Here is a 7280-nt window from a genome sequence, read left to right as displayed (position 1 = left end):
CAGACCAGCTGCTACCTGATCACCGCTGGCACCGAGGCGTTAATACTCGACGCGGGAACGGGTTTCGGCGCGTTACAGATCAACCCGGCGCTGCTCGACGGGGTCGAGCAGGTGACCGTGGCGCTGAGCCACTTTCACCTCGACCACGTGACCGGCCTCGGCTTCGTCAGCGCTCGAGCGCTGGGCGGCCGGGAACTCACCATCGCGGGGCCGGGCTCGATGGCGTACGGCCGGCCCACCCGATCGATCGTCGAAGAACAACTGCTCGCATCACCGCTTCAGACGACCTCGCCACTGGGATCGGCGCGCTGGGCAGAATTGGGCTGCGACGCGTTGGGATTCGCCGGTCATGAAATCGAAACCTGGGAACAGACCCGCCACCCCTTGCCGTCGGCCGGCTTTCGCATCGCGGACCTTGTTGCCTACTGCACCGACACCGAGTTCGACCCGGAGACCACCCGACATGTAGCGGGTGTGGCCACACTGCTACATGAGGCATGGGAGCCCCGTAATGCCGAACGCGGGCACACCTCAGGCGAGGAGGCCGGCACGATTGCCGCCGAGGCGGGGGTATCGCGCCTGCTGATCACCCACAGCCATCCCCTGCCCGAAGTGGCCGAGCGCACCGCCGCGGCCGCCCAGGGTCGTTTCCACGCCGCGCTGCCCGCCGCCGACGGGGCAATTCTAGAGCTCTAACGGCACGATTTGGCCACAATTGGTACGCCCGCACAGGAACGGCGTCAGCACGCATCGTCGCAGATCAACGCCATTTCGACCCGATAACCGCGGCGTTACGGTTGGTTGGCTCACACCACGGTATTGAGCATGCTGCCGCATACTGGACGCCACGTACCGATCAGAGCGCATACAGGTCATCCAGGGTCCGGCGCTCACCCCGACAAGCTGAGATTGTGGTGGGAGCACTGCAACAATCCAACCCCAAGCACCGCCACCGCGCGACGGCGCCGACAAAGCGCCGGCGCACGCTGGCCCATGCCGTCGGGGCGTTCGTCGCCACGGCCGTCTTGCTGACCACGGCATCGGGCTACTGGATGGCACACGGCATGCTGAGCGGGATCACCGTCTCACAGGCACTGAGCCCTGAGGACCCGAAGTCCAGTGGGAACGGAATGAACATCCTGCTGATCGGACTCGACTCGCGCAAAGACCAGAACGGCGACGACCTGCCCTGGAGCCTGTTGAAGCACTTGCACGCCGGCGACTCCGACGACGGCGGCTACAACACCAACACGCTGATCCTGGCGCACATCGGCCCCGACGACAGGGTGTCGGCGTTCTCCATCCCGCGCGACGACTGGGTCGCGTGGAACGGCGTACCCGGCTACCACCACATCAAGATCAAAGAGGCCTACGGGCTGACCAAGCAGTACGTCGAGCAAAAAATGATCGACAAGGGCGTCAGCAACCAGAAGGAGTTGGAGACCAAGGGGCGCGAAGCCGCCCGCGCCGCGACCCTCAAGGCGGTACGGAAGCTGACCGGGGTGCCGATCGACTACTTCGCCGAGGTCAACATGGCCGGCTTCTACGACCTGGCCAAGAGCCTGGGCGGCGTGGACGTCTGCCTCAAACACGCCGTCTACGACGAATACTCCGGCGCCGATTTCCCCGCGGGTCGCCAGCGACTCGACGCCGCGCAGGCGCTGGCCTTTGTGCGGCAACGCCACGGCCTGGAGAACGGTGACCTGGACCGGACACACCGCCAGCAGGCTTTCCTGGCCTCTGTCATGCATCAACTCCAGGACGCTGGCACCTTCACCAATATCGGCAAGCTGAAAGAACTCATGACGGTGGCGCGCAAGGACGTCGTGCTCTCGGCGGGCTGGGACGAAGACATGTTTCGCAAGATGGGCGAGCTGGCAGGGGGATCTGTCGAATACCGGACCCTGCCCGTGGTGCGCTACGACAACATCGACGGCCAGGACGTGAACATCGTCGACCCGGCGGCAATCAAGGCCGAAGTGGCGGCGGCATTCGGGTCGTCCTCGGCGTCGACGACCGCCGATGCGCCCAGCCCGTCGACCGTGGTCGACGTCGTGAACGCCAGCAGTGTCAGCGGACTGGCGACCAAAGTGGCCCGCACGTTGAAGCACGACGGTTACACCACCGGCTCGGTCCGCGACCGGGTCAAAGGCGAACCAACCTCCACCACAGTCGAATACGGGCCGGGCGCCGACTCCGACGCCCGCGAAGTGGCGAGCCTGCTCGGTATCGACGCACCCGACAAGCCGAACCGTACGCTGCAGTTCGGTCACGTCGAAGTGGTCGTCGACGACAACTTCTCGGTCCCCACTCAGGACGAGTCGACGACCGAATCCACCACGCCGGCAAAGCTTTACGACACCTACGGGTGGAAGTCCAGTACAACCACCTCCACTGACCCGACTCCCGATCGGGGCGCACCGATCGATGGCGGCGGCGTCCCCTGCGTCAACTGACCTCTTCACGTAACAAGAAGGCCAACACCGCGCTTTCGAAGGCCGCCTTCGCCTCGATCATCGCCCAGTGGCCGCAATTGGGAAACACGTGCAATTCGGCATTGGGGATGGTCCGCATCGGGATAAGCGCCATATCCAACGGACTGACCCGGTCGTCGCGGCCCCAGGTGATCAACGTCGGCGCCTGCACACGATGCATGATCGCCCACGGCTGAGGTCCTTTCGAAGCCTCAAGCGCGTTCATCATCTGCGTGAACGCTTCCTTGCCATACATCCGGCGTGCGCCGGCCAACGTCGCTGGATCGGTGGCGTGCGTCCACCGCTCCTCGATGAGCTCTTCGGTCACCGTGGCCGGGTCGTAGACCATCGAATGCAGCCACCGGACGAGTCCGTCGCGGGTCGGCGCGTCGGTGAACTCCTGGAGCAGTCGGATGCCTTCCGCGGGCGCAGCGGTGAGCAGATTGCGGCCGATGCCGCCGATGGTCACCAGTCGGCGCACCCGTTCCGGATGGGCGATCGCGTAGTTGATCCCGACACCGCCACCCATCGAATTGCCAATAATGTCAGCGGTTTCCAGGCCGAGCGTCGCGACAAACTGCACCACCGCATCCAGCGCGGTGATCATCGGGTGGCCGCCGAAATCGTCACTGACACCGAAACCCGGGAATTCCAGGACAAGGCAGCGGAAGAACTCTGCGAACACGCCCAGCACGCCGCGGAAGTTCCGCCAGCCCGTCACCCCCGGGCCGGATCCGTGTAACAGCAGTAAGGCCGGCCCGTCGAGCGCGCCGACCTCGTGATACCGCAGAACGCCTGCCTCGGTGGTGATTTCGCGCAAGGTGTCTTCGTAGCTAGGTTCGATGGCGCCGCTCCTCCTCATCGCTGCGCTCTGCATCGTCGCCGGCGCGGGCTCACGCGTGGGTGCCGCCGTCGATGCGGATTTCGGTGCCGGTGATAAACGCGCCGTCATCGGAGACCAACATGGCGATGACGCCGGCGACCGCGGCCGGGCTGGCCATCCCGGCGCCGCTGGACTCCTCGGTCGTGGGCAGGATCGGCATCAGTCGGGTGAACAGACCCCAGTCCGCGTCCTGCGGAAGGTATCCGCCGGTGGCATCGGTGATGCCGGACTTGATGCTTCCGGGAGCGACGCACACCGCCCTAAGCCCTTTGCTCGCATACTCCAACGCCAAAGCGTGGGTGAAGGATTGGACGCCACCTTTACTCGCGGCGTACGCCGCCATGTAGGGATGCGCGAACGACGCCGACGTGGAACTGAAGTTGACGATCGCGCTGCGCGAATTCTCCAACAGGGCCGGCAGCGTCTCACGCACCACCAGGAACGTCCCGGTCAAGTTGACCGCGATGATCTGATTCCACTGCTCCAAGGTCATCTGCTCGGTGTGGACCGCACGCAGAATTCCGGCGGCATTCACCACTGAATCCAGCCCGCCCAAGCTGTCGAGCGCCGACCGCACCCCTTCGATCACCGAACGCTCGTCACCGACGTTCATCTCCAGCGTGGTCAGACGCTCACCACCGTCGGCTTCAGCGGCCTTGGTGCGGGTATTCTGCAGTCCGTCGGCGGCGATGTCGACGGCGACCACCTTGGCGCCCTCACTCACCAGACGCAGCGCGGTCGCCTGACCGATGCCCGATGCGGCGCCAGTCACCAGTATCCGGTGATCAACTAAACGATTCATCCGCGCTCTCCTGTCCACTATCACTGTGGGATTGCATATTTCAAAGTCAGAACCGCAGTCCATCCGCCGTCGACTGCGATCTCCATTCCGAGGTACCGTAACCCGCGGCGAATGCCGGGCCCAAACCTCCGGCCCCGCCGTCGATCAGCACGCTCCCGCCCGCGAGTTGTGTCGAATTACCCTGCATCACTAACGCTTTCCGCTGCGTGCCGGGCGCTGATAAATCCGAACACCATGGCGGGTCCGATGGTGGCTCCGGCGCCGGCGTAGTCGTTGCCCATCACCGCAGAAGACGTGTTACCGGCGGCGTAGAGGCCCGCGATCACCGTGCCATCGGCCCGCAACACCTGGCCGTGGGCGTTGTACACCAGGCCGCCCTTGGTCCCGAGATCACCGGCCTGGATGCGCGCCGCGTAGTAAGGCGCGCGGTCGATAACGTCCATCGTCGGATGCGGCAGCGTCGGGTCGCCGTAATAGTTGTCGTAGGCGCTGTCGCCCCGCCCGAAATCATCGTCGTGACCGCAGCGAGCGAATCCGTTGAATCTGGCGATAGTTTCGCGCAGCGCCGGCGGCGGCACACCGATGCTGGATGCCAGCGCCTCGAGGGTGTCGGCGCGATGCATCAACCCCGACGTGAACCAATCGTCGGGAAACTTCTGGCCGGGCATCACGCCGCCGAATTGATAACGATTCTTGGCCCGCCGGTCGAAGACGAACCAGATCGGATCGTGCCCACCGGCGAGTTGCCGATGCACGAACGTGACATAGGGTGCGGCTTCGTTGACAAAGCGGCGGCCGGACTGATCAACGATGACCGAGCGGGGAATCGACCGCTCCGAGACCAGCACGCTCATCACCCCGTCGGGTCGTCTGAGCGCCGGCATCCACCACGCGTCATCCATCAAGTCGATTGCTGCACCGACTGCTTGGCCGGCATTGATGCCATCGCCGGTGTTATCTGGCGAGCCGGCGCTGTAGTTGTCCTTGCCGCCGTCGCGAAGGAACTGTTTACGCATCTCGCCGTTGTGTTCGAAACCCCCGCAGGCCAACAGCACGCCCTTGCGGGCATGGATGCGGATGACGCAACCGGCGCGCTCGGCCTGCACGCCGACAACGGCTCCGGACTCGTCGACGGTCAACGACCGAAGCGCAGTGTTGAGCCACAGCGGGATGTTCGCGTCCTTGACGGCAAGCCGCAGTCGACCGATCAGGGCTCGGCCGAGAGTGTCCATATGCCGGCGCAGAACGAGACCCTTGACTGCTCGCCGGACCGTCTGCATGGCGGCGCGGCGACCCGACCAGGTACGCATCACCATGTTCAGCCGAGCGAATTCCTTTGAGGTCACGAACAATCCGCCGGGTGTGGCCAGCGCCGCAGGCCGCAGCCACTGCTCGTCGTCGCCGAGCTCCTTCAGATTGAAGGGCAGCGGCTCGATAGTGCGTCCCCTGGCCCGTCCACCGGGTTGCTCGGGGTGGTAGTCCGAATAGCCCGTGCACCACTGGAACCGCAGGTGCGGGCTGGCGTCCTCGAGGAACGTCATAGCCGACGGACCGTTGTCGATGAACGCGTCGACGTTGGCGCCCGGAACTCGCGTCCCGATCACGGCGTCGAGGTAGCTGCGCACATCGTCGCGGGAGTCGGCCAGGCCTTCGCGCTTGAGTGTCGGGTTGTTGGGAATCCAGATGTTGCCCCCGGACAGCGCGGTGCTGCCGCCGTACACTGCGGACTTTTCGACGACGAGGGTGTCCAGGCCGTGCGCGTGCGCGGTGAGCGCCGCGGTCAGACCTGCGCAGCCGCTGCCGACGACGAGGAAGTCGACCTGGTGATCCCAGGCATCCGCGGCCGGCATGGGTTCAGGCAACCACAACAGGTGGCGCTACGGGGCGGCAATTCCCGCAGAGCGGGACGATCTGCGGCCGCCACGCAGGGCGCCCCGTACCGTCGGCGCTATGACCCGGGACGTCGACGCAGTGGTGATAGGTGCGGGGTTCGCCGGGCTTTACGCACTGCACCGGCTACGCCGCGACGGCCTGACCGTGCGGCTGCTCGAGGCGGCCGACGGCGTCGGCGGGGTGTGGTACTGGAACCGCTACCCGGGCGCGCGATGCGACGTCGAAAGCGTGGACTACTCGTACTCTTTTGACGACCGACTCCAGCAAGAGTGGGACTGGAGCGAGAAGTACGCGAGTCAGCCGGAAATTCTGCGGTATCTCAACCACGTGGCCGATCGGTACGACCTCAGACCTCACATCACCTTGGGTACCCGCGTGACCGATGCGATTCTCGACCAGGACGCCCTGCGCTGGGAAATACGCACCGAGGCAGGCGCATCGATGACCGCTCGTTTTGTTGTCGTCGCGGTCGGACCGTTGTCGAATGCGAACATCCCACCCATTGACGGACTGGACTCGTTCGGCGGCGACGTCTATCACACCGCGCACTGGCCGCATCACGGCGTCGACTTCACCGGTAAGCGGGTCGGCGTGATCGGCACCGGATCGTCTGGCATCCAGGTGATTCCATGCATCGCCGAACAGGCAAGCCAGCTCTACGTGTTCCAGCGCACTCCCAACTTCAGCATCCCGGCGGGCAACACCCGACTCACCGAGGAGACTCGGCGTAAGCAGAAGGCCGGCTACGCCGAGCGTCGCCGGCTGTCAATGGCCAGCGGCGGTGGTTCACCGCATCAACCACATCCGCGTTCGGCACTCGAGGTGTCCGAGCAGGAAAGTCAGGCTGCCTACGAAAAGCGCTGGCAGCTCGGAGGTGTGCTGTTCAGCAAGACCTTCCCCGACCAATTGACCGATATCCGGGCCAACGACACCGCACGGGCTTTCTGGGAGCGAAAGATCCGGGCCGTCGTCGACGATCCACAAACGGCCGACTGGCTGATCCCGACCGATCACCCGATCGGCGCCAAGCGGATCTGTACCGACGACAACTACTTTCAGACGTTCAACCGCGACAACGTGACATTGGTCAACCTGAATGTGACGCCGATCGAGCGGATGGATTCTGCCGGGGTGACGACCTCGGCCGCCCACTACGATCTGGATGCGCTGGTGCTGGCAACCGGATTCGACGCAATGACCGGCTCGGTGCGTGCGCTCAACGTCGTCG

The 7280-nt window shown here is 64.9% G+C and carries 6 protein-coding genes; 3 read left to right on the top strand and 3 right to left on the bottom strand.

What is annotated here, in order from left to right:
• Window positions 1-696 (top strand): MBL fold metallo-hydrolase (locus tag AC2VOG_RS12720; protein ID WP_486940258.1); only part of this gene is annotated, 696 nt, incomplete at its 5' end.
• Between the two features lie 215 nt (window positions 697-911).
• A complete protein-coding gene (locus AC2VOG_RS12715; protein WP_486940257.1) occupies window positions 912-2456 on the top strand; it encodes an LCP family protein in 1545 nt (514 codons plus the stop codon).
• Here AC2VOG_RS12715 and AC2VOG_RS12710 read toward each other — a convergent pair.
• The 3 genes from AC2VOG_RS12710 to AC2VOG_RS12700 form a co-directional block, all read right to left on the bottom strand.
• Complete coding sequence (locus tag AC2VOG_RS12710) at window positions 2449-3336, bottom strand: alpha/beta fold hydrolase (RefSeq protein ID WP_486940256.1); 888 nt, start codon at window positions 3334-3336, stop codon at window positions 2449-2451. The genes AC2VOG_RS12715 and AC2VOG_RS12710 overlap by 8 nt on opposite strands.
• 31 nt (window positions 3337-3367) lie before the next feature.
• Entirely contained in the window at window positions 3368-4159 is a 792-nt protein-coding gene (locus tag AC2VOG_RS12705; RefSeq protein ID WP_486940255.1) for an SDR family NAD(P)-dependent oxidoreductase, read from the bottom strand.
• Window positions 4160-4335: 176 nt separating this feature from the next.
• The gene (locus AC2VOG_RS12700) at window positions 4336-6009 is read right to left on the bottom strand and encodes an FAD-binding protein (RefSeq protein WP_486940254.1); all 1674 of its coding nucleotides are present in this window, start codon (window positions 6007-6009) and stop codon (window positions 4336-4338) included.
• Between the two features lie 100 nt (window positions 6010-6109).
• Between AC2VOG_RS12700 and AC2VOG_RS12695 the strand changes: the two genes are divergently transcribed.
• A partial coding sequence (locus tag AC2VOG_RS12695) for a flavin-containing monooxygenase (RefSeq protein ID WP_486940253.1) occupies window positions 6110-7280 on the top strand: 1171 nt, incomplete at its 3' end.

It is taken from the genome of Mycobacterium sp. TH-M11 (assembly GCF_057473725.1).
This window is presented reverse-complemented; position numbering and strand designations above follow the sequence as displayed.

Bases quoted from the DNA above. Each gene is read 5' to 3' on its own strand.
- AC2VOG_RS12710 (WP_486940256.1), bottom strand. From the start codon at position 3,336: ATGAGGAGGAGCGGCGCCATCGAACCTAGCTACGAAGACACCTTGCGC.
- AC2VOG_RS12705 (WP_486940255.1), bottom strand. From the start codon at position 4,159: ATGAATCGTTTAGTTGATCACCGGATACTGGTGACTGGCGCCGCATCG.
- AC2VOG_RS12700 (WP_486940254.1), bottom strand. From the start codon at position 6,009: ATGCCGGCCGCGGATGCCTGGGATCACCAGGTCGACTTCCTCGTCGTC.